Genomic DNA, 23,728 nt, shown 5'->3' with positions numbered 1-23,728 from the left:
AGAGGTTGATAAAGGGAAATTGCCTTTCTCAATCACTGTGATAAGTTTAAATTATGATTGATATCACTCTGAGAAAGCTGCGCTATTTCGATGCGCTGGCCCGCACCGGGCATTTTGGGCGCGCAGCGGAAATCTGCGCGGTTTCCCAGCCAGCCCTGTCTGTTCAGATCAAGGAGTTGGAGGAGATGCTGGCCACGCCGCTTTTTGAGCGCAGTCCGCGCCACCTGCGCCTGACCCGGTTCGGGCAGACCTTCCTGACCCGCGCCCGCGAGATCCTGCGTGCGGTGGATGATCTTGAACAGCTTGCCCGCACCTCGCAGGGGCGGCTGGTGGGGTCCTTGCGTATCGGGGTGATTCCGACCATTGCGCCTTATCTTTTGCCGCGGATCATCCAGCGTCTCAGCGCGGAATATGATGAGGCGGAAATCCATGTGCGGGAAACGCAGACCTCAACCTTGATCAAGGAACTAAAAGAGGGGCGGATCGACATGGCGATCCTTGCGCTGCCGATCGCTGATCCCGCTTTTGCCGAACTGGCCCTGTTTGATGAGCGTTTTGTCCTCGTGCGCCCCGAAGGGGAGGCCCGGACCCCGGTGCCCAGCCCGGAGAAGCTTCGGGAAATGCGCCTGCTGCTGCTGGAAGAGGGGCATTGTTTTCGCGATCAGGCCCTGTCCTTTTGCAACCTGCCAACCGGTGCGATGGGCGGGGGCCGTGTTGAGTTGCGCGAAATGCTGGATGGCAGTTCCCTTGCCACTTTGGTGCAGATGGTCGGGGCAGGCATTGGCGTGACGCTGATCCCGGAAATGGCCGTGTCGGTGGAAACAGCCTCGGCCCCCGTATCGGTGGCGCATTTCCCGGATCCACAACCCTCGCGCACAATCGGGATGATCTGGCGGAAATCCAGCCCGATGGGGCCGATGTTTCATGATATTGCCCAGACCGTGCGGGACTGCGCGCAGTTGGGGTCTGTGCCCGGTAACGAAAGCGTTGCGACTTTGACCTGAGACTGGGAAATGTCGAAACGCTGTAAGAGACCTCAATGATAGGCGCAGAATACGCGTCTTATGGGCCTGCCTCTATTCCCTTTGCCGATGCAATGTGGCAATTCTAACCTCAGCACCCGCCCGGATCCGTTCACGTCACACCCGGGTCTTATCACCCTTTGCCCAACCTCTAGAAAGCAAGAGAGTTTTTCATGTCTGCAAAACGCATCGTTCTGTCCAGCGACCACGCAGCCATCGACCTTCGTCAGGCCGTGGCCAAACATATTGCGGAACAAGGTTACGAGGTGGTGGATATCGGCCCGACCACACCCGAAAGCACCCATTATCCGAGACATGGCGCAGCTGCGGCTGAACGTGTAGCATCCGGAGATTGCGATCTGGGCATCATCTTTTGCGGCACCGGGCAGGGGATCATGATGGCGGCCAACAAAGTGCCGGGCATTCGCTGCGGGGTCTGTTCCGACAGTTTTTCGGCCCGGATGATCCGCCAGCACAACAATGCGCAAATCCTGTCGATTGGGGCGCGTGTGGTCGGTGAGGGTCTGGCCCTTGAGATTGTGGATGCGTTTCTTGGCGCCGAGTTCGAGGGCGGCCGTCATGCCACCCGTGTTGACATGATCGAGGCCCCCGTCGCGGATTGACAGACCCTTCAGCTGCGCCATTCAACGATGAGTGTCGTGGCGTTGCTGTTCTGAAAGGGACCGGGGGTGGCAGTGAATAATTTCCTGTCTCCCCAGGTGCCGGGGCATATTGCAAAAACATTGCAAAAAACCCCGTAAAATAATAGCAAAACTTGACCATCAGGTCACTGTTTCGCCACCGTTTGCCCACCAAAATTCCTGTCCGGTTTTCCATCTTTCCCATGGGTATTGGGGAAGGGTGAAGAGCCATGAGTGGGTATTTCTCAGGCGGCCAGTTCATCAGTGTTGACGTGACTTTGCATGACGCTTTGGCGCCGGGCATTGAAATCTCTGGTACCGGGGCGGATCTGGATATTTCGGTCCACCTGTCGGGTGGAAACACAAATTTAAACTACAGTTTGACCAACGGAACGCTGAGCCTGCTGGGCACTGAGCTTGAGAAAGGCGGCTATACCAAGTTTGATCTCGGGAGCAGCCAGATCTGGCTCTACCGTGCCGACCTTCTGCGCATCCGAGACGGCATTGGCCCCCAAAACCGCTCAGAAATGCTGTTTCACAATCAGGAAGGCTGGAGTGGCAACCGGGCCACCGTGATGATGTTACAGGTGGGCGGGGAAGACATTTTGCTGGCATCGCGGCATGGCATGTCGGGCTTTGCCAGCTTTTCCATGGATGCGGATGGGCTGCTGTCTCCTCTGGCCTCTGTCAGTGACAATGCGCAAAGCTATGCGGCGGATGTCTATCTGATGGCCAGCGCCGAAATCGGCGGGCGGACCTTTGTCTTTACGGCGTCGCAAAGTGAATCCGGGATCAGCAGTTATGAACTGAAATCCGATGACAGCATCACCTTGACCCACAGTATCGGAGCGGCCGAGGGGGTGGGTATGAACGCGCCCAACGTGATGCTGGTGGCCAATGTAAACGGGCAGGATTTCCTTCTGGTTGGGGATGCCGGGACGCATATGATCAAGGTGCTGCAGATCTCGGCCAACGGGGTGTTGAGTGAAGTGCACAGCGTGATGGACAGCACGGACACGCGTTTTGCGGATATCAGTGTCTTGCAGACGATCGAGGTGAGCGGCAGAACCCTGGTGCTGGCAGGGGGCAGTGATGACGGGTTGTCGCTTTTCATTCTGACACCGACCGGGCAGCTTGTTTTGCTGGATACGATCGAAGATACGAATGCGCTTGGGCTGACCAATGTCACCAATATCGAATTGCGTCTTGATCAGGATGTGATCCACGGATTTGTCACCTCGGAATCCGTGCCCGGCCTGACCCATATCACAATTGACATCTCCTCTCTTGGGAATGTGCTTGTGGGTGATGGGGGGGCTGACACCCTGACAGGCGGGGGGAAAAACGACATTCTGCTGGATGGGGCGGGGCAGGACGTGCTGACCGGTGGCGCGGGGGCAGACCTGTTTGTCCTGGCTGCGGATGGCGCGCGCGATGACATCATGGATTTTACCATTGGACAGGACCGGGTGGATCTGTCCCGCTGGGAAAACCTTTATTCTGTGGCGCAGTTGGAGATTGTGTCCATCACCGATGGCGCAAGGGTGAGCTATGGCACGGAGATTATTTACCTGCACACGGCCAATGGTCAGCCGCTGACCTATCAGGATTTCATCGACAACGATCTTCTGGGTCTTTATCGCCCCCCCCTGACCTTCAATCAGCCAAAGGTCAGGATGGGCACGTCAGAGAATGATCGCCTGACGGGCACTTCCGCTGATGAAAAACTGCAGGGCATGGAAGGGGATGACTGGCTGGAAGGCCTGGATGGCGCAGACGAGATCGACGGCAATCAGGGCAATGACACTTTGGTTGGCGGGAATGACAATGACCTTCTCATTGGGGGTGTGGGCAACGACCGCGTTTGGGCCGGAAACGGTCGGGACGTTGCGTGGCTCGGGTCAGGGCACGATATTTTCAATGACAATGGACAAAGTGGTGAGAATGGCCGGGACACGGTCCATGGTGGCAGCGGCAAGGACCTTATCAACGGCGGTGATGGCGACGACCATTTTTATGGCGACAGCGGAGATGACACGATTTTTGGTGGGGACGGAGATGACGTTCTGTCCGGCGGATCGGAATGGGACCAGCTTTCAGGGGGCGAAGGAAATGACCGCGTTTGGGGTGGGAATGGATGCGACCGGGTCTGGCTTGAGGGCGGGCATGACGTGTTTTTTGACAATGAGCAGACCGGGGCCATGGCGAAAGACACGGTTTCCGGCGGTTGGGGCAATGACACTATCAATGGGGGCGGTGGGAATGATTATGTCTATGGTGACGACGGCGAAGATCGTCTGTTCGGAGGCGCGGGTGACGATGTTCTGGCAGGCGGGAATGGCTGGGATCAACTGACGGGTGGGTCCGGCAACGATCGTGTCTGGTCCGGCAACGGTCGGGATGTTGCGTGGCTTGGGTCAGGTGACGACATCTTCCACGACAACGGGCAGGGTGGCGATAATGGCCGGGACACGGTCTATGGCGGCAGCGGCAAAGACCTTATCAAAGGCGGTGCTGGCGATGACCAGTTTTATGGCGACAGCGGAGATGACACGATTTCTGGTGGGGACGGAAACGACGTTTTGTCCGGTGGATCGGAATGGGACCAGCTTTCAGGGGGCGCCGGAAATGACCGCGTTTGGGGCGGCAACGGATGCGACCGGGTCTGGCTTGGCGATGGCAATGACACCTTCTATGACAATACTCAGACCGGGGAAAATGGGGCGGATTCCATTTGGGGAGGCAGCGGTTCCGACACCATTCATCTCGGAGGGGGGAATGATCTGGTGTCAGGAGGTGCGGATGCGGATGTTTTTGTCTGGAATACAACACAGTCGACCGGTGCGGATCGGATAACTGATTTTCAGGATGGTCTGGATCTGCTGCAGATGAGTGGTGTCAGTTTTGCCGACCTGACCATCAACTCGACAGCTGACGGAGCGTTGGTGTCCTGGTCAACAGGGTCGGTCCTGCTGCTGGATGTAGAGATCGCGAACATAACCGCAGATGATTTTGTATTCATTTGAGGCGCGTGTTGAAACGTGATCTCTACACGGTTCGGTTGTATGGGGAAGTGGCGGTTTTCCGCTATGGTATGGTGGATCGACCTTTTCAGGAAGGCTGAAAATTGTTAGGCAGGACGAGATTTGGAGCAAAGCGCTGATGTGGTGATTGCTTATTTGTAATGAGAACGCTGGAAAGCTTTATGACGATGATCCCCTTCCTGAAACCCAATCTGGACCTGAGCACCTTCGGCGAGCGTCTTTCCGAACTAACGGTTGGTTGGTACTCCAATTTTGGCCCGGTCGAGACCCGGTATTGCGATGCCATGCGGGAGCAGTTCTTCCACCCCGATCACCATATCGTTGGTGTGAATAACGCAACTGTCGGGCTTTCGGTCGCCTTGCGGATGGTGGATGAAGCCTTTCACGACACGCCGGCAGAAATTGTTCTGTGCCCGTCCTTCACATTTGCAGCGACGGGGCTGGCTGCCCTGTCGATTGGCAAGAAAGTGGTGTTTTATGATCTGGACCGGCAGTTCCAGCCGGATCTGGATCAGATCCTCGGCTTCATGGATGCTCAGGCAGGTGCGCCTGTTTCCCTGATCCTGTATGAAACCTTTGGAAATCAGATTGATCCGGCCATTCTGGACCGGTTGCATGACAAAGGCATCCCCTATGTGCTGGATTGCGCGGCCAGCCTGACCCTGCCGTCAAATCACAAGACGCGCCGCCCGAAATGTATTCAGGTCTTTTCGACCCACGCAACCAAGCCGTTCCCCACCATCGAAGGGGGCTTGATTGTGTGTAATGGGGATGAACTCGACCTTCTGCAGATCCGCTCCTACCTGAACTTTGGGTTCCGCGGCAGCCGCAGCGCGCAGGTGAATGCCACCAACGGAAAGCTTGGCGAAATGCATTCTCTGGTCGGCCTTGGCACCGTGGAACGCTTCCCCGCCCTGATGCGCAGCTATCACGAACGGGCAAACCGCTATCGTGAGCGGTTGCATGATATCCTCGCTCCGATGCCGCAACATGGTCATGAACCGGCCTATCAATTCTTTCCCTGCCTGTTGAAAGATGGCCTGCCCGCGAAGGACATCATTGAGACGCTGACCAATCAGGAAGAGTTCGGGACCGGGCGCTACTTTGTACCATGCCTGCACGAACAGCCCGCCTTTTCCGAAGCGACATGCGCGGGGCCATTAAACGGCACCCAATGGCTGGCGGATCATATCATTGCACTGCCGCTCTATTCCTCACTTTCGATGCAGGATGTGGACCGCATTTGCGACCGGGTGCTGGAAGCGGCAGATGCCCGCATGAGTGTTGTCTGATCCCTGCTACCCCCGTCTTTTTCTTCATCCTGTGAGATCGGCGTCATGGCCATAACTATGCCCAACTTTTGACGACACTTGCTGATAGGCTCTCTCCGCCAGAAAGGATTTTCGCGATGACCAAAACCTCCCCCGATCAAATCTCTCTCGTGTTGAATCAGATCGTCAATGAGAGTGGGGATGCGGCTGCCGGTATTCAGACCACAGCCACCATGTCGGTGGGGGATGAGTTTCGGGGCACGCTTGGGAGCTCTGGGGATGCGGACTGGGTCCGGATCTCGCTCACCGCAGGTGAAAAATATGTTTTCACCGTTTGGGGCACCGGGGGGAGCGCTTCGGGCGTGGATGACACGACCCTGACACTTTACGATGCAAATGGCAGCCGGATCCTTTTCAATGACGATTCTGATGCCTCGAACGGGGTGCGCTTCTCGCAGATCAGCTATACAGCTGCGACCTCTGGCACCTATTATCTGAAAGTGGACAATTACTCCGATGCGGATACAGGAAACTATATTCTGGAGGCTGCAACGGATGTGTTCACCGTTGATCAGGTGGTCAATCAGCTGGTTGAGCACGGATGGGGGTTTTCCACGCCCGTTGCCTTTGATCACACCAATATCACGGTCAACCTGACAGGGCTGACCGCAGAAGGGCGCCAGCTTGCGCTATGGGCCCTGGAGGCGTGGGAAGCCGTATCAACGCTTCGTTTCACGACCACAACCTCCAGCTCTGCCGACATTATCTTTGATGATAATCAGCCAGGTGCTTTTGCCGGGCCTGGGCAGATCAACCCGAACACCGGGACAAACACCCAATCAACCGTCAATGTCAGCACAAGCTGGATTAATGCCTATGGCAGTGAAATCGGGTCGTATTCATTCCTGACTTACATGCATGAAATTGGCCATGCGCTGGGGTTGATGCATGCTGGGCCGTATGATGGGAACGCAACCTACGGCAGCGACAATACCTATCGCAATGACAGCCTTCAGATGACGATCATGTCGTATTTCAACGCAAATACGAATACCTTTGTAAATGGCAGCGAATACAATCCGATCACACCGATGATCGCGGATATCGCGGGGATCTGGCAGCTGTATGGCACGCCTGCAGATGTCAACGCGGGGAATACGGTCTGGGGGCATAATTCCAATGTCGGCGGTTATCTGGGGGAAGTTTCGGCAATTCTTTTTGACGGGGCCGCTGACCGGAACCGGATCCTTGATGAAAACGCCCCGATTGGACTGACAATTGTTGATACCGGTGGGTTTGACACGCTGGATCTCTCGACTGCCAGCGGCACCCAGACTGTGAATATGGCAGCGGGCGGTATCAGCGATATTGGTGGCCTGACCGGCAATCTGGTCATCGCGCAGGGCACGGTGCTTGAGAAATATGTGGGCGGCGCGGGGCGGGACAATGTCACGGGCAATGATGTGGGGAATGTCATCAAGACCGGCGGCGGCGATGACAAGCTCTTTGGTCAGAGTGGCAATGATACGTTGGATGGTGGCGCCGGAAATGACACGCTGTCCGGGGGATCGGACTGGGATCAGCTGACCGGGGGCGACGGCAATGACCGGGTCTGGGGCGGCGACGGACGTGACAAGGCGTGGCTTGGCGCCGGGAATGATTTCTTCTTTGATAATGCGCAGGCTGGCAGCAACGGTGCCGATACCGTGTATGGCGGTGGTGGCCATGACAAAATCAATGGCGGCGGCGGCAATGACGTTTTCTATGGCGATGCTGGCAATGACACATTGTCAGGCGGTGATGGTGACGATGTCCTGTCCGGTGGGACTGATTGGGACCAGTTGACCGGTGGAAACGGCAATGATCGCATCTGGGCCGGCAATGGTCGTGACAAAGCCTGGATGGGCAATGGCGACGACATTTTTTATGACAATGATCAGACCGGAACCAATGCGGTTGATACGGTATATGGCGGCGCGGGCAAGGATCGCATCAACGGTGGCGGCGGAGATGACGCCTTCTACGGTGATAGCGGCAATGACACGCTGTTTGGCGGCGAAGGCAACGATATTCTGTCCGGTGGGACCGATTGGGATCAGCTGTCGGGTGGAAACGGTAATGACCGTGTCTGGGCTGGCAATGGCAGCGACAAAGTTTGGCTCGGGGGCGGCAATGACACGTTCTTTGACAACACCCAGACCGGCAGCAATGGCAAAGATACGGTGTATGGGGGGCTCGGCGACGATACGATCAACCTCGGGGGTGGTGATGACTGGGCCTCTGGTGGCGCAGGGGCCGATACCTTTGTCTGGAATGCGGATCAGAATACCGGGGCCGATCTGATCTCGGACTTCGAGGATGGCACCGATATTCTGAAGATGAAGAACATCACCTTTGCCGAACTTTCGATTTCGCAAACGGCAAATGGCGCAGAAGTGTCCTGGGACAATGGATCCATCCTGTTGGAGGGGGTCGCGTCCTCCGCCATAACTGCGGATGATTTTGTCTTTGTCTGATCGGATCCTGACGGGTCGGATATGTGATTTGCGGTGAAACCGGGCCTGTGAACGGGGCACGTCCGATCCTGATTGTTTGATCCGTTGTCCCCGCGTATTGGGCTTGCACCTCTCTGGTGTTCCTCAGGCGTTTCGAGATAAAATGAAACACATGTTTATTCCGAAACGCCCACAACAATGATATCTCTTGCGGGCTTCGCCTTTTCCCTGTCTCAGGCTAAAGTCGAAATGCTTTCGCACATCGCTAAAGCTAGACTTGAAACGGATTGACCCATGCTGACAGTTGTCGTGACAGCCTACGAATGCGCGGCAACCATCGAATATGTGCTTGATGGGATCCGCTGGCAGAAATTGCCGGACAATATGCCTGTCAGGATCCTTGTCGGATATGAAAACTCGGCAGACCGGACGCTTGAGGTTTTGGAAGCGTGGGAGGCAAAGCTGCCCCCAAAGGGATCCGTTTCAATGCAGATTCTGATGTCGCCCGGGCAACAGATCATTCACGGGCGTGTCACCGGGCGAGGCAACCTGTTCAACGTGCTGAAGCAGGTGGGCGAGACGCCGTTTCTCGCGTTTTGTGATTGTGATGATATCTGGGTTGATCCAAACAAGATTGCCAAACAGATCGAGGTTTTGAAAGATCAGAAGGTTGCTGCTGTCTACGGGCAGACGGCGCCTCCGCAGCGCCAGTTTGATGGGTCCAAAAACCTGTTCTGGCGGGGCAATCGCTACTGTTTTTCAAGCCTCCTGACGCGCGGCACATGCCTTCAAAGCAGCCTGAAACAACATGAAGAGCTTTTGCAAAAGACCCCGGTCTTTGACTGGATGTTCGCGATTGCCCTGCAGCAACAGGGAAAGCTGGTTCATCTGGCGGATCCAATGGTTGCCTTTGGGGTGCAGACCGATGAGGAAGCCGGGTCGGTTTCCAGTTGGCACGGTGACAGCGTGTCCGCTCAAAAGCGATACAGCGCCATAACTGCCAGCCAAATTGCCTTTTCCATGACTGGGATCAGCAGCGCCAGCAGGGTGGGCGCGGCACTGCTGGCGCTTAGGCTTTATTGCGGTTCGAAAAGGTTTATGCGCCGTGCCGTGCGCAGCTCGGACCCGTCCAGATAAGTCTCGCGGTATTTCCGGACAAACCGGCGGTATTTGGGATAGCCCCACATCAGATGCAATGTGGTCAAGGCGAGGTTGACGAGGATCAACGGGTTTTTTGTGCGCCTCAGGGCTTTGAGCGCCTCATTGCGATAAATGCGCAGGTTCTGATACCAGCCCACCCAAAGCGCCGTTTTCTTCTCTCCGTCATAGAGCTGCATCAGGTCTTCCCGGATCCACAGCCGGCTTCTGAGCTTTTCAAGCTGGGTCAGCGAGGACCAGACACCGGCGCCGGTGATATTATAGGCCGTCATCGGACGGTCCATATACCGGCATTTGCCATGTTCCAGAAAATAGAGCGCAATGCCGTAATCGGTGAAATACGGTTCCTTGAAGCGTTCGGGAACGGTTCCCATCGGGAAAATCCGGCGATACATGAAGCTGTGCAGGAAGAAATACTTGTCTCCCGATGCCACCGCGTCAAACGTAACCTCATTGTCGCGCTGCTTGGTTTCCAGATGACGCCGCAGAAACCGTTTGCCACGCCAGATGCCAGTATCGTGGCAGCAGGCCACATACTCTTCTTCCTGATCGAGGAAAGAGGCCTGAAGGTCCAGTTTGCGCTCGTCCATGTAGAAATCATCACCGTCGATAAAGGTGATGAACCGCCCGCGCGCCTTGGTGATCAGATCACTATGCAGGTGGCGGGCCGTGGGATAGCCAAGCCGATAAGTGTTTTGAAACCGTGGTGCTTCGTAAAGGCGCACGATATGCGGGGCGAGTTTTGCGGCGCGTTCCAGCAATTTGATGGTGCCATCGGTGGACCCGTCATCGCCCACAATGATCTCAAAGGTGAATTTCGTGCGCTGGGTCAGAATGCTTTCAATGCAGCGCCAGGCCGTTTTTGCGTGGTTGTAAGTGGTGACGATAACCGAAATATCAACGGCATTGTCATCGTGTTTGACGTCTGCAGGAGCGGTCTGGGCCGGGGTCGCAGGGATCATGACTGGTGCCCCTCTTCGTCGCGGATAATTTGCCGGATTTCTTCGATCTCCGGTGCGTATGGCTTGCTGCGTGGTGCGATCCGTCGCCGCTTTTGATAGGCACCAGCAGGCGCAGTTTCGGTCGACTCCATCAGATAATCGACCAGTCGCGTGACCTGCCCGGCGGGTTCCAATTGCAGAAAGTCAAAGATCTGCGCCAGCACGGCTTTCGGGTCGGCGACCAGATCTTCATAATCGAGGCTCAGCACCCGTGATGGGTAGCGGGCTTTCAGCAGCGAAGAGATCTCACGGAATTCCGCAATCTTTTCATAGCCGTAAAAGCTGTTTTCATCATTGCCGTTCTTTTGCTCGGCGCGGCGCCAGGTGTCTTCTGTCAACTCGTATTGGCCAAGTTCGGCAAAGGCCGTCAGCTGGGAGGCAATCAGATCTTCGGGCTTGCGATTGAGCAAGATAAGCTGTGCAAGCGGCGAGCGCATCCAGTCATTCAAGTGGTTGTGAAACCGGACCTGCTTGATCAACATGACCGGCGCTGGTCTGCGAGAGACGGATTGGATATGGGTGTCCAGATCTTCGCGGCGCCACTGGCGAATGAAGGGATCCTGGGTGGTGCGCAATTCGGTGGCAAGCGTTTCCAGCCCTTCGTGACCAAGATACTCCTCCAGCCGATCCCGATATTCGTATGACACCAGCGGCTGGTAGCGATAGGCAATGTCCGGATGCCCGGCCAGCAGCATGCCCAGAAGAGAGGTCCCGCTGCGTGGCAGACCGTGCAGAAGGGCGATGCCGTCATCGCGGTTGCGGGGAAGATGGGGTTGTAGGTTCATCGGTCCCATTCAGCTTCTTCCAAAGTATAGTTGCCCAGGGCGGCTTGTAGGTCTGCGATCGGATTGCGTGCAATCAGATCCAGAACAGAAAGGAAATTCCCCCAGCCTTCAGGTTGCCCCTCCGGGGCCATGCGCAGGAAGTTCAGTTTCAACCCAGCTTCCGAGAAGTCCTTGTTGAAGTAAAGCGTCTTGCCGCCGATTGGATTGATGTAATGGGTGCCACCCACGGCTTTGACCAGGCCGATGACCTTGTCAGTTGCGCGCAGGTCCGCGGACAGGTTCAGATCGCTGGACAGCTCAATCGGTGTTGTAATCCCAAGCACCTCACAGGTTTTGCGCAGGTAGTGGACGTTGATATCGCTGATCCGGGTAGAGGTTGGCATGTCGCGCAGGATATCCAGAACCAGTTTGCGGTTCGGGGTTTTTGCATAGAAGCTTTCAAACTGGCCGATGACCTTGCGCATATCCTTGGCAAATTGCGGGGTTTCAATCGCGTTGATATGCGCCTCGACAGGGGCCTTTTGCACCGTTACCCGAAAGTATTCAGGAGTGCCGTTTTTCGACAGCCGGTTTCGTGCAATCCACCCCCCTTTGATGAATTGAACATCGTCATGGATGATGAAACGGTCGGTGGCATTTATGTGCTGGAAATACCCGAAATAGGGGAAGAAATATGGCTGCATAATGCCAACAATCATGATGTCACCTCTATGTTCTGCCGTTTCGGCAGGCTATAGCAAAAAACCAAAACGCACTTGTACCAATTCATGTGGCCTCCTTGTTTCCGGTATTTTCTGAGAGGTCAACCCTTTCCCCCAAGAACATTCCCTCTTGGCAAACAAGAGCAACTTTCGTAGGAAAATACCTGCAATTTTAGTTTATTTTTAGGAGCAGAGCACATGGCGACATATACGCTTGGCGGATATTCATGGGGTTACGACGCAGCAGATAATCCAACGGGTTTTTCTACGACAACTGTTCAGGTTGTGGGCACGGATAACTTGCAGATTTTGTTTGACCCATTTGCGGACCAGTCCGCAAATCCGATGAATGATGTTGAAATCGTTGACGCGGTTGGGCGGACGTATAGCGTGGAGCTGGGGGACGCAGATCCCGACAATATCGAGGTCATCGTTGGCACCATCACCTGGGGTGGTGGACAGACAACCCAGATCCTGGATCTGTATGACTACGTGAACGATGTTGAATATGTTTTCTATCTTTCAGGGGCGACCCTTCCGGCCCTTTCCAGCGCGCAGGACGTTATGGACTTCAGTGATACCATGACTGGCATGTCCACCAATATGGGATCGACCTTCTCGCTCAACTCGACTTTCTCGATCGCCAGTATCCCCGGAACCATCGTGACGCATGATGACACGCTTTACGGGACCGCTGATAATGACATCTATTATATCGGGCAAGGAAATGACCTGGTGCTGGCGGGCGAAGGCAAGGACACGGTCTATGGCAGTGATGGCAATGACATCCTTTGGGGTCAGAACGGGGCAGACCTTTTGAACGGTGGCAATGACTCCGACCGGCTGCACGGCGGCAATGGCGATGACATCCTTGTCGGGGGCGCTGGTCAGGACAAGCTGTATGGCGGCAACTGGTCAGATCGCCTCTGGGGGGGGGATGATCGCGATATTCTCTATGGAGAGGCCGGGAATGACCGCCTCTACGGATCTCATGGGGATGACATCCTGATTGGCGGCAACGGCCAGGATCAGCTTTACGGTGGTATCTGGAGTGATCGCCTCTGGGGTGGGAACCACAACGATACTCTGGATGGCGGTGCGGGTAACGACCGTCTGGCCGGTGGGGCCGGAAATGATGTGCATACTGGCGGGGCAGGGGCCGACCTGTTCATCTTTGCCAGCAATGGCGGCATCGACCGTGTTACCGATTATGCCCAGGGTGAAGACCAGATCCGCATCGAAGGACATTCAGGCGGCTTTGGTGGTCTGACCATCACCAACTACAATGGCAACAAGATCGTGTTCTATGATGGCGGTCGCATTGTGCTGGAAGGGGATGCCGGCCTGACCCTGACTGTCGATGACTTTGTGTTCGGGTGATGGAATGGTTTGTCAGATCATCTGACAAGCCGGTGGAGTGCCACACTCCGTAAAAGTCAAAAGGTGGTCCGCAGGGAATTTGCGGACCACCTGTTTTCAAAGATCTACAGGTTCAGGGCGAACCGCCTCAGTGATCTGCGACAAGCGACAGCAGGTATTTGCCGTATTCGTTCTTGATGAACTTCTGGGCACGTTCGCGCAGCAGTTCTGCGCTGATCCAGCCTTTTTCAAATGCGATCTCATCGGGGCTGCCGGTTTGCAGGCCCTGCCGACGCTCAAGTGTGCGCACGAAATTCCCTGCATCCAGCAGGCTGCCATGGGTGCCGGTATCCAGCCAGGCATGTCCGCGCCCGAGTTTTTTGACCGTCAGAGAGCCTTCGCCGAGATACATCTCCAAAAGCGTGGTGATCTCAAGTTCACCGCGGGCCGATGGGCGCACCTGCCGGGCCCTTTCCGGGGCTGATCCATCCAGGAAATAAAGGCCTGTCACCGCATAGCTGGAGGGTGGGTGCTCCGGCTTTTCGATGATCTCGGTAACCTGTCCGGTGCTGTCAAACCCCACAACACCATATCGTTCGGGGTCTGCGACGCGATACCCGAACACGGTGCCGCCCTGATCCTGTGCGCTGGCCTCTTGCAGGATGCGCGACAGGTCGTGTCCAAAGAAGATATTGTCGCCCAGAACCATCGCGCTGGGGGCGCCATCCAGAAACTCTTCGGCCAGAATATAGGCCTGCGACAACCCGTCGGGAGTGGGTTGTTCGATATAGGTCAGGTCTAGCCCCCATTGGCTGCCATCCCCCAACGTGTTCTTAAACTGTTCCTGATCCTGAGGCGTGGTGATCACAGCGATCTCACGGATGCCCGCCAGCATCAGCGTGGTCAGCGGGTAATAGATCATGGGTTTGTCATAGATTGGCAAAAGCTGTTTCGATACGCCAATGGTGATGGGGTAAAGTCGGGTGCCAGAGCCGCCGGCCAGGATGATACCTTTACGCTGTGTCATGATTAAACCTTCCTGTAAATTTCGGCTTAGGGAGTGATCTTGTCCAGATCACTCAGAATATCGTTGAGACCCTTGCGCCAGTCCGGGCGGCAATATCCAAATTCCGCAAGGGTGGAACTATTATCGAGCCGCGAGTTCAGCGGACGTTTGGCAGGGGTCGGATAGGCCGCGCTGGGAATATCCTCGACCTGGCAGGGCAGGCCGGATTGCCGGAAAATCTCACGCGCGAAATCTGCCCAGCTGACGTCAGGGGCGCCGGAGATGTGATAGGTCCCGCTTTTCTCGGGGGCGTCAATCAGCTGCCGTGCGACCGTCAGGCAAAGATCCGCGATGTCGGCGGCAGGGGTCGGGCCGCCGATCTGATCGGCAACGATGCTCAGCTGGTCCCGCTCGGCCCCAAGTCGCAGCATGGTCTTGACGAAATTGTTTCCATGCGCGCTGACCACCCATGACGTGCGCAGGATCGCGTGGGGGCCAGCCGCCGCGCGCACCTGTTGCTCTCCCGCAAGTTTGCTGCGCCCATAGGCGCCAAGGGGGGCGGTGGGGTGATCGGTGTGAAACGGTTCCGTTCCTGCGCCATCAAAGACATAATCTGTCGAGATATGAACGAAAGGTAGCCCGCGTCCGGCGGCGGCCTGTGCCATACGGCCCGGCGTGCTGCCATTCACCACAGTTGCAAGTGCTTCGTCCTCTTCGGCCTGGTCAACAGCGGTATAGCCCACCGCGTTGATCACCGCGTCGGCATCTGTGGTCTCGATCAGCTGCACACAGGTATCGGGATCTGAAAAATCCGCACTGTCACGTCCGTGAACGTCCAGGATCACGGCACCGGCGCGGCGTTGCAGTTCGGTGGCCACCTGACCGGTTTTGCCAAATAGGAGGATTTTCATCTCAGTTCTTTCCCGAAGTCTGCCCCCGTTTTACGCCTTGGTGCCAAGCCGCTGGCCGACCCCCTCGCGATTTTGCAATGCCTGCCACCAGGAGGTGTTTTCAAGATACCAGTCCACGGTCTTGTCCAGCCCTTCCTCGACCGTCACGCTGGGCCGCCAGCCCAATTCAGTGCGGATCCGTGTCGGATCAATTGCATAGCGGGCATCATGGCCCGGGCGGTCGGTCACAAAGGTGATCTGATCGGCATAAGACCCGGTGTCGCGCGGGCGTTTGCGGTCGAGAATGGCGCAGATGGTCTGCACCAGTTCAAGGTTGGTGCACTCATTCTCGCCGCCAATATTATAGCTGCGTCCATTTTCACCGCGCTGCAGCACGGTCAGCAGCGCATCGGCGTGATCCTCGACATACAGCCAGTCGCGGATGTTGGACCCGTCGCCGTAGATCGGCAGCGGCTTGCCCGCCAGCGCATTCAGGATCACCACCGGGATAAGCTTTTCCGGGAAGTGATAGGGGCCATAATTGTTTGAACAATTGGTCAGGACAATCGGCAGCCCATAGGTTTCATGCCAGGCGCGCACCAAATGGTCCGAGCTGGCTTTCGATGCGGAATAGGGCGAGCGCGGATCATAAGCCGTGTCTTCGGTAAACTGTTCGGATGGGTCCGGTGAGAGAGAGCCGAAGACTTCGTCTGTGGAAATATGGTGAAAGCGGAACCCGTCGGGTTTGCCCTGCCGTTCCCACAGCGCACGTGCGGATTGCAACAGGTTGAACGTGCCCATTACATTGGTTTCGATAAACACGCCCGGCCCGTCAATCGACCGGTCCACATGGCTTTCAGCAGCCAGGTGCATGATTGCATCAGGGGCATGTTTGGCAATCACGGCCTCAACCGCCTCAGCCTCACGGATATCAACCTTTTCAAAGGTATAAAGCGGGTTGTCCGCCACCGGGGCCAGGTTATCCAGGCAGGCGGCATAGGTCAGCGCATCGAGGTTGATCACCTCATGCCCTTGCGCCACAGCCTGTCGAACGACGGCTGATCCGATGAACCCGGCGCCGCCGGTGACCAAGAGCTTCATCACGCATCTCCTTCATAGGTGAAAGGGCTGTCAAACTTATCCAGTGAAGGGGCGGTTTCGTCTTTTTCGGAAAGGACGGGGGTGATCCCTGTCAGAGGCCAGTCGATGCCACAGCTGTCCCATCGCACCGCGCCATCGCATTCGGGCGCGTAGTGATCGGTGCATTTATAGATGATCTCGGTCTCGGGCTCGAGGGTCATGAACCCATGCAGGAACCCTTCGGGGATCCATAGTTGACGACCGTTTTCGAAACTCAGCTCCTGACTGGCCCATTTCCCATAGGTCGGGCTGCCTTTGCGAATATCCACCGCCACATCGAAAAACCGCCCGCGCCCGCAGCGCACCAGTTTTCCCTGAGCGTGCGGAGGGGACTGGAAATGCAGCCCCCGGATCGTGCCGACAGTGGTCGAGAGTGAGTGGTTGTCCTGCACGAACTCGGGCAGGTTGACCCCGGCCGTTTCCAGGGCTTTCTTGTTCCAGCTTTCCGAAAAAAACCCACGGTTATCGCCAAATCGTGGAGGGGTAAGGACAAGCACGCCATCCAGCGCGGTCTTTGCGATTTCCAAACTCTGCTCCTCTACTCACTCAAACAAAATGGTCTTGCTGGGTGCCTACCAAACTGGTCGAAACATGTCATCCCCATTTTCCGCGCCCGCCCTGCGGGTGGGGGAAGTGCGCTCACAGCATTTCGGGATTTTGCCGCGGCGCATGATCTGTTCTGAGGGGCCATGACGGGACAGGCTGTAGCGGATGGATTTGGGGATTGCTTGAGGCCACGAGGGGCTTGCTGTAAGCCGGAGCATATGTGTGGCGAAGCTGAGCACGCGGAATTGTTGCCCCGCTTGCTCAGCCCGTTTACCCGGCCGCTTTCGTGGCCCGTTCTCTTGGTCGGTGAGGTGAGTGATTGTCTGATGCGTTATCGTGATGAGGTGTGATGTGAGCGACCACCCAAAAAGAACGCTTATTCTGCTGGCCACCTATAATGGGGGTCAGTATCTGCGTGCGCAGCTGGACAGTTTCCTGGCACAAACAAATGACCAATGGGACCTCTTGGTGTCAGATGACGGATCGTCTGACGATACATTGGAAATCCTGACTGGGTTCAAAGCGCAGGTGTCTGGCAGGCATGAGGTCACCCTATTGTCAGGCCCGCGAAAAGGCTGTGCTCAGAACTTTCTGTCTCTTATCCGCCATGTCCCCGAAGGCACGGGATTTCTCATGTTCTCCGATCAGGATGATGTCTGGTTGCCGGAAAAAATTGCCCGCGCGCAGGCGGCCCTTGCGCAGGAGGGGGCACAGCAACAGCCTGTCCTTTATGCGGCGGGAAGCCTTGTGAGCAATGAGAGCCTGACGCAGTCTGTCAAATCACCCGCCCTGCGGCGCGCGCCGAGTTTCGGGAATGCATTGGTGCAATCCATCGGCGGCGGAAATACGATGATGCTGAACGGTGCGGCTACGGCGCTTTTGCGTGCGGCGGCTGAGGATGTGGACACGGTTGTTGTGCATGACTGGTGGGCGTATCAGGTGATTTCCGGATGCGGAGGAAAGGTGATCCGGGAGCAATCTCATCTGCTTTACTATCGCCAGCACGGGGGAAATGTGATTGGGGCAAACAGTTCCATTCGCGGCAAGCTCTATCGCCTTGCCTTTGTTGCCGGGCGCCAGTTTGCGCAATGGAATGACACGAATATCAAGGCCCTTACCGCCTCCTCCCATCGGTTGACACCTGAGGCCAGAGAGGCGCTTTTCCAATACGGTGAAGCCCGCAAAGGGGGCGTGTTGCATCGGCTGCGGGCGCTGTGGAAATCAGGTGCTGCGCGCCAGACCTGGAAAGGCACCGCTGCCCTCTATCTTGCCTGCATCGCGCGCAAACTCTGACATTGGCCGACCCTTTCGTGCAGGGCCCAGCGGGGGAGGGGGCGTCAGTTTTCCAGCAGGCGCTGGTGATTGCGGTAAAGAAGCAGCAGCCCGAGGCACATGAGGGTCAAACCGGTGAGCACAGGGAAAGCAAAGGACAGATAGGCGCCCTCGTAAAGCGGGGCATAGATCCCTTTGCGAAGAAATCCCACCACATGCATCAGCGGGTTCCACCACAAGATCTCCTGCGCAATCCGCGGCATTGCTTCAAATGGCAAAAACAGGCCTGAGACAAAGATCAGTGGTCGGGTGAGGATCTGCCAGACCCGTTCCCATACCGGAAAGCTCATCATCACGTAGCAGTTGAAACATCCGACGCCAAAGCCCAGCACCCCGCCGACCAGATAGGCAAGGGCGATTTGCGTGTAATCCGGGTGCAGCTTCAGATCGAGAAAGATGACCATGCCGAAAAACACGATGTAACCCACAAGGATATGGGTCAGCAGGTGCAGCAATGCGCGCGCCATCAGCGCGTCAAGGAAGGTCACCGCCGGATAGCGCAGCAATGGCCGGGAATAATTCAGCGATGTGGCGGTCTTGTTGGCCACGTCATTGAACAGCATGAAAGGCAGATAGCCGGTGGCATAGAACAGTGGGAAACTGTCCCCAAGCGGAGGGGTGCGGATCACGAGGGAAAAGATGATCGACAGGGCAGACAGTGCCAGAACCGGCTCAAGGATGGCCCAGGCATAACCACCCGGCGACCGGCCATATGTGGTCGACATCTCGCGCATCATCAGGGCAAACACTGTCCTGAAGGTGCGAAATTTCCGGGCGCGCATGGTATCGCGTTCCAGAATGTCCTGGCTGGGCGTTTCACCGGTCACTTCATGTTCTCCATGTGATGCGCAATCCCCTGTTCCACATCGTCATACATTGTCAGGCGCCCGTTTTCGAGCACGGCCGCCTTGCTGCATAAATCGCGGATGACGGCCATGGAATGCGACACCACAATGGCGCCGGACGCGCCGATCCGGCGCTTGAACAGGGCGCTTGCCTTGCGGCGGAACTGTTCGTCCCCGACGCTGGTCACCTCGTCGACGAGATAGGTGTCAAACCGGATGCCCATCGACACACCAAAGGCCAGCCGCGACCGCATTCCCGAGGAATAGGTGCGGAAGGGATAATGGAAATGCGGACCCAGCTCGGCAAAATCCTCGACGAAATCATTCAGCATGTCAGTGTCGACACCGTAGATCCGGGCGACAAATCGCACATTCTGTGCCCCGGTCAATTCGCCATGGAACGACCCTGCAAACCCCACCGGCCAGGAAATGGTTCCGTCACTCCAGATCCGTCCGCTGGTGGGTTTCTGATTGCCCGCAATCAACCGCATCAATGTGGACTTGCCCGCGCCGTTTCGCCCCAGAAGCGCCACGGCGATGCCGGTGGGAAACACGGCATTGATGTCGCGGGCGACAACCTTTTCCTCCCCCTGCGTTCGATAGACTTTCCACAGATTTTCGCAGACGATCATGGTTCAGCGCCGATCCCGGATGCTGTAGAAAATCAACAGGCCGATTGACCACAGAAGGGTCATGAACAGAGAGATCACGACCAGCGTCGTCGGGCGCTTCGGATAGAGGCTTTTCTCAGCCAGCGTTGGTTTGACATGCGCCACCAGATAGCTGGCTTTGCGCTTGGCTTCTGACAGGGCCGACTGATAGGTCAGCTGGGCGGTGCGATACGCTTCCTCGGCAAAGGTCAGATCAGATACCAGCCGTTCGTAGCGGGAAAACAGCGTTGCATAATCTTCGCCTCCCGGCCCGTCCCCACCGTAGCCAAACTTTTTCTGCTCAATGTCGATCTGCAGTTGCAGGGCTGAGATTTTGCGGTTCAGGTCCTCCATCCGCGGATCATGTTCGCCCACGGTCTGGCTGAGCAGGTCTTTTTGAATAAGGGCTTCGGCCTGTTGGGTCTGCAATTGCGCAAGGATCCCCATCTGGGCCTGAAGTGTCGCATTGGGGTCAACGATCTGCGCGCTCAGGCGAAAGCTGGTCATGGCTTCGCGGGCAGCCCCCAGGCGCTCCTCTGCGGCCTGAAGCTCGTCGCGGCTGAAGCGGGTGGCGTCCAGCCTAGCCTCTTCGGACAGGCGATTGATCAGATCGCGGCTGTTGCTGTAGATCCGTTCGGTGATCTGCAACGTGGTTTGCGGATCATAGCTGCGCACGGTCAGCGTGACGATGCCATTTTCCGATTGTGTGGTGACATTGTTTTGCCAGTAATCCTGCAGGTCCTCAAACTCACCGGATGGATCATAGGCAAACACGAAATCCATCGGCCATTCCGCCGAGAATACCGAGGCCAGATCAATTTCGGAGTTTACGAGCTGGATCAGGTCGCCGCTGGCGATGAACTGGGTCAGGATGTCAACATCACTGCTGCTGCTGCCCGTGATCGAAGACAGCCCCCCCAGAAGGTCCGTTGCGGATTGCAGGCTTTCGGTGCGCACCGAGAAAGACATGCTTGAAACATATTGGTCTTTTGCAAAGCCCCACAGATAGATTGCTGCCAGAATGATCGGCGCAATCACGACGATTGCGAAGGACTGCATCAGCCGATAATGGCGGGGTTTCATCCGGGCTGGACCAGCAATGTTCGCGACATCGTTCATTACGCTTACCTTCATAAAATTTGTCTCGAACCCGAACGCACCATGTGGTGAGAGGACAGGGGCCGGTTTGCTCAGCCCATACTATTTCTACACCGCAAGCGCAAAATCAATTCATGGATCGGTGTTTTTGCCCGTGTCGAAAGGATTGCACCGGCAGAACGGGTGAATGTCATCGGGGTCTGAGTTCAGCCTTTTTCATCAGTTCGAGATGTTGTTAACCGAGGCGCCAATGCCAACCGCCGCGCCAATCACACCCAGCACGGTGCGGGCAGAGGACACAATGGTTTCGGTACCCAGCACCGTATCTTGCGGGTTGATCTGGAATTTGCGTGCCGCAAACAGCCCATCCGCCGTGGTCAGGTCAAACGCAAAGACAACCTGTTCTTTCTCGGGTCCCAATCCATTCTGGCGCAGTGCCGAGGGGGCATAGTCGCGCAGCACCAGCACCGCGTTGAGGTTTGCGCGCGTATCTGACAACCCCCCAATCATGGACAAGGCTTCCAGCGCCGTGATCTGGTCACGGTCAAAATAGACCAGCTCCTCGCGCCCGGTTGAACCCAGTGCGGTAAAGAACCGTTTGTCTTCTTCCACCACAATCTTGTCGCCGCCCAGAAGGGGGGTGTTCATCTCGGGGTTTGACAGCAGCTTGTCCACCCTGACCTCATAGGCGCGTCCGCGACGCAGAAGGCGCAGGATCGGGTTGCGCAGATCGGGCAGAACACCGCCACCTTCCGCAAGCAGGTTCAGCACCGAGTAGTCACGATTGAGCAATGGATAGCTGCCTGGACGCGATACGCCGCCAACCAGCGCCGCCGAATTGCGTTGCCCGGCACCAACCGAAAGCTGGACCTGCGCCGAGGGGGCAATATTCTCCATTGCCTTTTGAATCTTCTGCCGCGCTGCCTCCGGCGTCATATTGGCAATTTTGACGTCGCCCAGATAGGGGATGAAGATCATCCCGGTGGGGGAGACGAGCATTGGGGGCAGGGCGGCCTGTTTTGCGGTGGCCGGGGCCAGAAGGGAATTTTCCTGCCCTTCCCAGATGACAAGGCTGACCTCGTCCCCCTTGCGCACCAGCTCTGCCTGAGATCCCCGGGTGTTGCTGATCCAGCTCAGCGGCTGTTCCACAGCAGGCTTGGGCCAATCTGCAAGTTGCGGAACGTTGTCCCGACCAACCTGCACAACCTGATAGTCCTTGGTGGCATTGCTGTTTTCAGACAGGATTTCGGAGGACAATGCAGCCCCGCGCGGGATGGCGCAGCCGGACAGCCCCAATAGCACCAAACACAGAAGCACCTTACACGTGTTTCGCGACACTGACCTGACCTCTTTCGTTTGCCTGTCTCAGGCGGATCCCCGGGCAAAACAGCTGCCCGTTTCGTGCGAATATCTATGAACTTCCGACACCGTGCAACACCACGATTGGGCTGCCGGCGAATTTGTGTCGCATCGTTGCGTTTCAGCGATCCCGGCCGCCTGGTCTGTTGCAACGGCGTCACATAGGATCGAGGTTGATACCTTCCATAAGCTTGTGGGAGTAGCGATACGGGTTTTGGGAATTCTCTGGTGCCTGTGTGGTTCATATAATTACCATAACAACTATTATCGGTAGAGCGTTTGTAGCCGGTGGATTTGTCGGAGTGCGTAAATAATGAGACCGAATTGTTGAGGCACCGAATCGTATGTTCTCAACATCTTAGCGTTTTCGCAAAATTTTGAAGAAAACGGCCCTGCCCGTCAACGCAGCCTGGAAATTGTGGTATGAGCTACACCAAGATCCAATGAGATAGCGCGACAGCTCTCACCATTTGCCAAGCGCTCGCGGGCAATCTGGCGCTGATGCTCGGTCAGCTTCGGTTTCTGTCCAAATCTGACACCTTGCTTGGGGGCAATGGCGCGCCCCTCGTTTGTTCGGCGGATGGTACGTTCCCGCTCGTCTTCTGCAAGAGCAGACAGAAACGCCAGGATGCCCTTGCCCATCGGTGTGGTCAGGTCGAGCCAGAGCTTATCAAAAACTTCCACATATGCCCCGCGCTCAGCAATCCGCTGAGTGATGTTGATGCCGTCAATCATGGATCGCGTGGCCCTGTCCCACTCAGCGATCACAAACACGTCCCCTGCCCCAAGAGCGTCTATCGCCCGTTCGAGCTGCGGCCTGCCCTTGACGGATTTCCCTGATATCTTCTCACGAAATATCTTATCGACACTGGCGGCATTCAATGCGCCGATCTGACGATCAAGGGATTGCCCACGACTGGACACTCTGGCGTAACCAATAAGCATGGTTCAAGCCTACCAAACGCGCCCAATATATGCACCGGAAATATGCAACATCTGAATGGCCTTGTTTTCATGGGGCTGAGGTTTTGGTGCAAATATTATGAATTACGCAACAGAGCCGCCATCCGGTGCGTTGTGGGAGAACTGGTAAGGTGCGGACGAAGATAACTTTCACGGTGTCTGTACCAAAGACCGCTTTCGATTTGGTACGGTGAAAACGGTTGATACTGCTGAATAGATCGGCCTGATCAGACGCGGCCATGGGTCTTTGCGAAAATGTCCCAGTCTTTGTCTTGATGCCAGTCATACTCGCTAAACGTTGGGACTTTCTCGGTAGTCTCTTGGTCGTGCATTCCCGCGATTGACCCGCTCTGTACGTTGCGTCAGCGTGAACACGCGGTGGACTGATCCCGGACCCGTTTTCTATACCCTGACGCAAACCG

At 56.4% G+C, this 23,728-nt stretch carries 20 protein-coding genes; 8 read left to right on the top strand and 12 right to left on the bottom strand.

The genetic code is table 11. From position 1 onward, the window contains the following. Window positions 1-53: 53 nt before the first annotated feature. From K3J57_RS15655 to K3J57_RS15625, 6 genes are all read left to right on the top strand, one after another. Window positions 54-1,004: a LysR substrate-binding domain-containing protein gene (locus K3J57_RS15655; RefSeq protein WP_259787165.1), complete on the top strand. Its 951-nt coding sequence runs from the start codon at window positions 54-56 to the stop codon at window positions 1,002-1,004. A 191-nt stretch (window positions 1,005-1,195) separates the two neighbouring features. Next, window positions 1,196-1,645 (top strand): ribose 5-phosphate isomerase B, encoded by a 450-nt coding sequence (rpiB, locus tag K3J57_RS15650; protein ID WP_259795028.1) that lies wholly within the window; start codon window positions 1,196-1,198, stop codon window positions 1,643-1,645. A 248-nt stretch (window positions 1,646-1,893) separates the two neighbouring features. Further along, a complete protein-coding gene (locus tag K3J57_RS15645) occupies window positions 1,894-4,689 on the top strand; it encodes a calcium-binding protein (protein ID WP_259797854.1) in 2,796 nt (931 codons plus the stop codon). 179 nt (window positions 4,690-4,868) lie between these two features. Continuing rightward, a complete protein-coding gene (locus tag K3J57_RS15640) occupies window positions 4,869-5,999 on the top strand; it encodes a DegT/DnrJ/EryC1/StrS family aminotransferase (protein ID WP_259787163.1) in 1,131 nt (376 codons plus the stop codon). Between the two features lie 116 nt (window positions 6,000-6,115). After that, window positions 6,116-8,494 (top strand): M10 family metallopeptidase C-terminal domain-containing protein, encoded by a 2,379-nt coding sequence (locus K3J57_RS16070; protein ID WP_311196524.1) that lies wholly within the window; start codon window positions 6,116-6,118, stop codon window positions 8,492-8,494. A gap of 273 nt (window positions 8,495-8,767) precedes the next feature. Beyond that, window positions 8,768-9,610 (top strand): glycosyltransferase family 2 protein, encoded by an 843-nt coding sequence (locus tag K3J57_RS15625; RefSeq protein WP_259787162.1) that lies wholly within the window; start codon window positions 8,768-8,770, stop codon window positions 9,608-9,610. On the opposite strand, the gene K3J57_RS15620 is transcribed toward K3J57_RS15625, so the two are convergent. The 3 genes from K3J57_RS15620 to K3J57_RS15610 are packed head-to-tail and all read right to left on the bottom strand — an operon-like array spanning window position 9,550 to window position 12,115. Next, the gene (locus K3J57_RS15620; protein ID WP_259797850.1) at window positions 9,550-10,593 is read right to left on the bottom strand and encodes a glycosyltransferase family 2 protein; all 1,044 of its coding nucleotides are present in this window, start codon (window positions 10,591-10,593) and stop codon (window positions 9,550-9,552) included. The genes K3J57_RS15625 and K3J57_RS15620 overlap by 61 nt on opposite strands. Further along, window positions 10,590-11,417, bottom strand: coding sequence for a sulfotransferase (locus K3J57_RS15615; RefSeq protein ID WP_259797846.1), 828 nt, complete (start codon window positions 11,415-11,417; stop codon window positions 10,590-10,592). Before K3J57_RS15615 ends, K3J57_RS15620 begins: the two co-directional genes overlap by 4 nt. Beyond that, complete coding sequence (locus tag K3J57_RS15610; protein ID WP_259797844.1) at window positions 11,414-12,115, bottom strand: WbqC family protein; 702 nt, start codon at window positions 12,113-12,115, stop codon at window positions 11,414-11,416. The genes K3J57_RS15615 and K3J57_RS15610 overlap by 4 nt, the downstream gene beginning before the upstream one ends. Window positions 12,116-12,316: 201 nt before the next feature. Between K3J57_RS15610 and K3J57_RS16065 the strand changes: the two genes are divergently transcribed. After that, window positions 12,317-13,498 (top strand): calcium-binding protein, encoded by a 1,182-nt coding sequence (locus K3J57_RS16065; protein WP_311196523.1) that lies wholly within the window; start codon window positions 12,317-12,319, stop codon window positions 13,496-13,498. Window positions 13,499-13,625: 127 nt separating this feature from the next. Here the strand turns inward: K3J57_RS16065 and rfbA are convergent, their stop codons facing one another. Genes rfbA through rfbC form a run of 4 tightly spaced genes read right to left on the bottom strand, consistent with a single transcriptional unit; the run spans window position 13,626 to window position 17,040 of the window. Next, the gene (gene rfbA, locus K3J57_RS15595) at window positions 13,626-14,504 is read right to left on the bottom strand and encodes a glucose-1-phosphate thymidylyltransferase RfbA (RefSeq protein ID WP_259787158.1); all 879 of its coding nucleotides are present in this window, start codon (window positions 14,502-14,504) and stop codon (window positions 13,626-13,628) included. Window positions 14,505-14,530: 26 nt separating this feature from the next. Beyond that, window positions 14,531-15,394 (bottom strand): dTDP-4-dehydrorhamnose reductase, encoded by an 864-nt coding sequence (rfbD, locus tag K3J57_RS15590; protein ID WP_259795021.1) that lies wholly within the window; start codon window positions 15,392-15,394, stop codon window positions 14,531-14,533. Window positions 15,395-15,424: 30 nt separating this feature from the next. Continuing rightward, window positions 15,425-16,474, bottom strand: coding sequence for a dTDP-glucose 4,6-dehydratase (gene rfbB, locus K3J57_RS15585; protein ID WP_259797843.1), 1,050 nt, complete (start codon window positions 16,472-16,474; stop codon window positions 15,425-15,427). After that, complete coding sequence (gene rfbC, locus K3J57_RS15580) at window positions 16,474-17,040, bottom strand: dTDP-4-dehydrorhamnose 3,5-epimerase (RefSeq protein ID WP_259787155.1); 567 nt, start codon at window positions 17,038-17,040, stop codon at window positions 16,474-16,476. Before rfbC ends, rfbB begins: the two co-directional genes overlap by 1 nt. A 370-nt stretch (window positions 17,041-17,410) precedes the next feature. Here rfbC and K3J57_RS15575 point away from each other — a divergent pair, with 370 nt between their 5' ends. Further along, on the top strand, window positions 17,411-18,352 hold the full coding sequence (locus tag K3J57_RS15575) for a glycosyltransferase (protein ID WP_259797993.1): 942 nt from the start codon (window positions 17,411-17,413) through the stop codon (window positions 18,350-18,352). A 44-nt stretch (window positions 18,353-18,396) separates the two neighbouring features. On the opposite strand, the gene K3J57_RS15570 is transcribed toward K3J57_RS15575, so the two are convergent. From K3J57_RS15570 to K3J57_RS15550, 5 genes are all read right to left on the bottom strand, one after another. After that, window positions 18,397-19,218 (bottom strand): ABC transporter permease, encoded by an 822-nt coding sequence (locus K3J57_RS15570; RefSeq protein ID WP_259777533.1) that lies wholly within the window; start codon window positions 19,216-19,218, stop codon window positions 18,397-18,399. Then, the gene (locus tag K3J57_RS15565; protein ID WP_173485077.1) at window positions 19,215-19,868 is read right to left on the bottom strand and encodes an ABC transporter ATP-binding protein; all 654 of its coding nucleotides are present in this window, start codon (window positions 19,866-19,868) and stop codon (window positions 19,215-19,217) included. Before K3J57_RS15565 ends, K3J57_RS15570 begins: the two co-directional genes overlap by 4 nt. Before the next feature lie 3 nt (window positions 19,869-19,871). Further along, window positions 19,872-21,005, bottom strand: coding sequence for a KpsE/RkpR family capsule polysaccharide export protein (locus K3J57_RS15560; RefSeq protein ID WP_173485076.1), 1,134 nt, complete (start codon window positions 21,003-21,005; stop codon window positions 19,872-19,874). A 198-nt stretch (window positions 21,006-21,203) separates the two neighbouring features. After that, window positions 21,204-22,322, bottom strand: a complete 1,119-nt coding sequence (locus tag K3J57_RS15555) for a polysaccharide biosynthesis/export family protein (protein WP_259795004.1) — start codon at window positions 22,320-22,322, stop codon at window positions 21,204-21,206. A 420-nt stretch (window positions 22,323-22,742) separates the two neighbouring features. Next, window positions 22,743-23,288: a recombinase family protein gene (locus tag K3J57_RS15550; RefSeq protein WP_259797991.1), complete on the bottom strand. Its 546-nt coding sequence runs from the start codon at window positions 23,286-23,288 to the stop codon at window positions 22,743-22,745. Window positions 23,289-23,728 lie beyond the last annotated feature (440 nt).

The organism is Aliiroseovarius crassostreae, assembly GCF_025137635.1.
Lineage (GTDB): Bacteria > Pseudomonadota > Alphaproteobacteria > Rhodobacterales > Rhodobacteraceae > Aliiroseovarius > Aliiroseovarius crassostreae.
Note: the sequence above shows the minus strand (reverse complement) of the source record. Positions and strands in the feature narration are given on the sequence as shown.

Bases quoted from the DNA above. Each gene is read 5' to 3' on its own strand.
- K3J57_RS15655 (WP_259787165.1), top strand. From the start codon at position 54: ATGATTGATATCACTCTGAGAAAGCTGCGCTATTTCGATGCGCTGGCC.
- rpiB (WP_259795028.1), top strand. From the start codon at position 1,196: ATGTCTGCAAAACGCATCGTTCTGTCCAGCGACCACGCAGCCATCGAC.
- K3J57_RS15645 (WP_259797854.1), top strand. From the start codon at position 1,894: ATGAGTGGGTATTTCTCAGGCGGCCAGTTCATCAGTGTTGACGTGACT.
- K3J57_RS15640 (WP_259787163.1), top strand. From the start codon at position 4,869: ATGACGATGATCCCCTTCCTGAAACCCAATCTGGACCTGAGCACCTTC.
- K3J57_RS16070 (WP_311196524.1), top strand. From the start codon at position 6,116: ATGACCAAAACCTCCCCCGATCAAATCTCTCTCGTGTTGAATCAGATC.
- K3J57_RS15625 (WP_259787162.1), top strand. From the start codon at position 8,768: ATGCTGACAGTTGTCGTGACAGCCTACGAATGCGCGGCAACCATCGAA.
- K3J57_RS15620 (WP_259797850.1), bottom strand. From the start codon at position 10,593: ATGATCCCTGCGACCCCGGCCCAGACCGCTCCTGCAGACGTCAAACAC.
- K3J57_RS15615 (WP_259797846.1), bottom strand. From the start codon at position 11,417: ATGAACCTACAACCCCATCTTCCCCGCAACCGCGATGACGGCATCGCC.
- K3J57_RS15610 (WP_259797844.1), bottom strand. From the start codon at position 12,115: ATGATTGTTGGCATTATGCAGCCATATTTCTTCCCCTATTTCGGGTAT.
- K3J57_RS16065 (WP_311196523.1), top strand. From the start codon at position 12,317: ATGGCGACATATACGCTTGGCGGATATTCATGGGGTTACGACGCAGCA.
- rfbA (WP_259787158.1), bottom strand. From the start codon at position 14,504: ATGACACAGCGTAAAGGTATCATCCTGGCCGGCGGCTCTGGCACCCGA.
- rfbD (WP_259795021.1), bottom strand. From the start codon at position 15,394: ATGAAAATCCTCCTATTTGGCAAAACCGGTCAGGTGGCCACCGAACTG.
- rfbB (WP_259797843.1), bottom strand. From the start codon at position 16,474: ATGAAGCTCTTGGTCACCGGCGGCGCCGGGTTCATCGGATCAGCCGTC.
- K3J57_RS15565 (WP_173485077.1), bottom strand. From the start codon at position 19,868: ATGATCGTCTGCGAAAATCTGTGGAAAGTCTATCGAACGCAGGGGGAG.
- K3J57_RS15560 (WP_173485076.1), bottom strand. From the start codon at position 21,005: ATGAACGATGTCGCGAACATTGCTGGTCCAGCCCGGATGAAACCCCGC.
- K3J57_RS15550 (WP_259797991.1), bottom strand. From the start codon at position 23,288: ATGCTTATTGGTTACGCCAGAGTGTCCAGTCGTGGGCAATCCCTTGAT.